The organism is Nocardioides sp. (assembly GCF_004803405.1).
GTDB classification, from domain to species: domain Bacteria; phylum Actinomycetota; class Actinomycetes; order Propionibacteriales; family Nocardioidaceae; genus Nocardioides; species Nocardioides vastitatis.
The window spans coordinates 1-3,122 of record NZ_SSXI01000109.1; the positions used below are offsets into that span (position 1 = coordinate 1).

The 3,122-nt window shown below is 73.1% G+C and carries 4 protein-coding genes; 2 read left to right on the forward strand and 2 right to left on the reverse strand.

The window, feature by feature from the left end:
* Both E7Z54_RS08015 and cofD read right to left on the reverse strand, forming a co-directional pair.
* The coding region (locus tag E7Z54_RS08015) for a coenzyme F420-0:L-glutamate ligase (RefSeq protein ID WP_136432646.1) at positions 1–690 on the reverse strand (690 nt) is incomplete at its 3' end.
* Positions 690–1,709, reverse strand: a complete 1,020-nt coding sequence (gene cofD, locus E7Z54_RS08020; protein ID WP_136432648.1) for a 2-phospho-L-lactate transferase — start codon at positions 1,707–1,709, stop codon at positions 690–692. The genes E7Z54_RS08015 and cofD, both read right to left, overlap by 1 nt.
* Positions 1,710–1,851: 142 nt before the next feature.
* On the opposite strand from cofD, the gene E7Z54_RS08025 reads away from it, so the two are divergent.
* The gene (locus E7Z54_RS08025) at positions 1,852–2,106 is read left to right on the forward strand and encodes a WhiB family transcriptional regulator (RefSeq protein ID WP_136432650.1); all 255 of its coding nucleotides are present in this window, start codon (positions 1,852–1,854) and stop codon (positions 2,104–2,106) included.
* A gap of 67 nt (positions 2,107–2,173) precedes the next feature.
* The coding region (locus E7Z54_RS08030) for a glycosyltransferase family 2 protein (protein ID WP_168798225.1) at positions 2,174–3,122 on the forward strand (949 nt) is incomplete at its 3' end.

A 3,122-nucleotide genomic window follows, 5' to 3' on the forward strand; every position in this document is an offset into this window, starting at 1 on the left:
CAGGTCGGCGCCGTCGGCGCGGATGAGCACGCGGGCGCCGGCGCCGTCCTCGCCGCGCGCCAGGACCAGGTCTGCCCGACCTCGCAGCAGGGCGCACGGGCGCGCGCCCAGCTTGCCCTGGGCGAGCTCGACTGCCGAGGCGATCTCGTCGGCCACAGCGGGAGCGGTCACCGCGAGCTCGTTGCCGTGGGCGTCGGTGCGGCCGACGAACGACTCGAGCACCACCATCCCGGCCGCGCCGATCGCGATGTCGGTCTGTCCTTCACGCCAGGGCCGGCCGGCGGTGTCGGTGACGACGACACCGACGTTGATGCCTGTGCGCTCGGCGATGGCGGCCCGCAGGGCGCGGGCAGAGGCGTCCGGGTCCTCCGGAAGGAGCACGACGGAGCCGCCCTCGACGTTCGACGCGTCCACGCCGGCGGCGGCCATGGTGAGGCCCAGGCGATTGCGCACGATCCGCATCGGCCCGCGGCGCGCCACCAGCCGCTCGGTCTCGGCGTCGATCCACTCCTCGCGGCCGCCGCGGACGACGCGGCCCTCGGCCTTGCTCACCACCTTGCTCGTCACGACGAGGATGTCGCCGTCGGCGAGATCGGCGGACCGGAGCGCCGGCAGCAGCACCCCGGCCAGGTCGTCGCCCGCGCGGACCTCGGGAACGCCGTCGGGCGCGACGACGGAGATCTCGGCCATCAGGCGTCCTCGCCGACCAGGGCGATCGCGGCGGCGGCCATGGCGGCCGTCGTGTCGTGGTCGGTCATCATCAGTGGCGCCGCGGCGGCGCGGAGGCCGCCGTCCTCGAGCCGGCCGACCTGGTCAGCGTCCCGCTCGTCGACCAGCCAGCCGTCCAGCACGCCGCCACGCGTGCGCGAGCCGTAGTGGAGGCCGACAGCGGCGGCGCTGACCTCGACGCCGACGGAGGTCAGCATCTGCGCGGCCATCCCGCGCACGTGAGTGCCGCCGACGATGGGGGAGAGGCCCACGACCTTCGCCGTCGTGGTGCGCACGGCGTCACGGACGCCGGGTACGCCGAGGATGGTGCCGACGGAGACGACCGGGTTCGACGGCGGAAGCACGACCAGGTCAGCGTCGGCGATCGCGTCCAGCACCCCTGGCGCCGGCGAGGCCTGCTCGAGACCGACGAAGACCACCGCCTCCGCCGGCACCCGGGCGTGCAGGCGCACCCAGTACTCCTGGAAGTGCACCACCCGCTGGCCACTCGGAGCCTCCGGGTCGGCGATCGCGACGTGGGTCTCCACCCTGTCGTCGGTCATGGGCAGCAGCCGCAGGGCCTCGCCGTACGTCGGCGAGAGCCAACGCCGGCAGAGGGCCTGGGTGACCGCGGACAGCGGGTACCCCGCCTCGACCAGCTGGGTGCGGACGAGGTGGGTCGCGATGTCGCGGTCGCCGAGGCCGAACCAGGTCGGCTCGACGCCGTACGCCTCCAGCTCGGCCTTGGCGCTCCAGGTCTCCTCGCGCCGCCCCCAGCCGCGCTCGAGGTCGATGCCGTCGCCGAGGGTGTACATCACCGTGTCGAGGTCCGGGCAGACCTTGAGGCCGTGGACCCACCAGTCGTCCCCGGTGTTCGCCACGACCGTCACCTCGGCGTCGTCGGCGACACCCGGGAGGATGCCCGCGCGGATGCCGTGGAGGAGTCCCTGCAGGAACCTCGCTCCGCCCATACCACCGGACAGGACCGTCAGCTTCTTCACGGGGGCAACTCTGCCGTGCTCATGGGACGTAGGTCCCTTCGGGCCGTATATAGCAGACTCGACCTTGACTCAGCGGGTATGACATGCATGTAATTCCATATGTGTCGTTCGGGCACGGGGTCGAGTCGTAAGGGGCGGAATCGTGAGGGAACTCTTCCTGGTGGAGGCAGAGTCCGACGAGCTGGGCTGGCAGGAGCGCGCGCTGTGCGCTCAGACGGATCCTGAGGCGTTCTTCCCTGAAAAGGGCGGATCGACCCGGGAGGCCAAGAAGGTCTGCCAGACCTGCGAGGTTCGGATCGAGTGCCTCGAGGCAGCACTGAGCAATGACGAGCGCTTCGGCATCTGGGGCGGCCTGTCGGAGCGGGAGCGGCGAAAGCTGAAGAAGCGCGCCGTGTAGCTGCGCTGCGGTCCGCACCTGCCCGGCGGTTCGACCCCCTAGCCCGCCGGACGTAGTGTGTGGCCCCGTGTCGCAGCAAGCCGAGGTCGCCGTCCTCCTGGTGAGCCATGACGGCGCCTCCTGGCTGACCGCCGTCCTGGCGGGCCTCAAGGCCCAGACGGCGCCGGTCGGCTCGGTCGTGGCCGTGGACACCGGCAGTCGCGACGGCAGCCCCGACCTGATCGAGAACGCACTCGCCGGCGTGCCCGCCGCGACCGTGCGGCGGGTGCCGGCCTCGACGAGCTTCCCGCAGGCCGTCTCCGAGGGCCTGGCCGCGCTGGCCCAGGCCGGCCACGAGCCCGAGTGGCTCTGGATCCTCCACGACGACGCGAACCCGGCCCCCGACGCGCTGGCTCACCTGCTCGCCGCCTCGGCGGCGCACCCCGAGGCCGACATCCTCGGCCCGAAGCTCCGCGAATGGCCGTCCCTGCGCCGACTGCTCGAGCTGGGCGTCACGATCAGCGGCACCGGCCGCCGCGAGACCGGCCTGGAGCGCGGCGAGTACGACCAGGGCCAGCACGACGACGTGCGCGAGGTGCTGGCGGTCAACACGGCCGGGATGCTCATCCGCCGGCGCGCCCTCGAGGAGCTCGGCGGGTTCGACGAGGAGCTGCCGATGTTCGGCAACGACCTCGACCTCGGCTGGCGCGCCGCCGCGACCGGCCGCACTGCGCTGATCGTCCCGCAGGCCGTCGTCTTCCACGCCGAGGCCGCTCACCGGGGCGTTCGTCGAACGCCACTGACGGGCCGGCACACCCACTTCCAGGAGCGGCGGGCCGCGCTGTTCCTGCTGCTCGCCAACTCCCCGCGGGCGGCGCTGCCGTTCCAGGTGGTGCGGCTGGCGCTCGGCTCGGTGCTCAGAGTGCTCGGACTGCTCTGCGCCCGCGCGGTGGGCGAGGCGCTCGACGAGCTCGCGGCGCTGATCTCGGTGTACCGGCACCCCGGCAAGGTGAGGGCCGCACGGCGGTCGCGGGCCG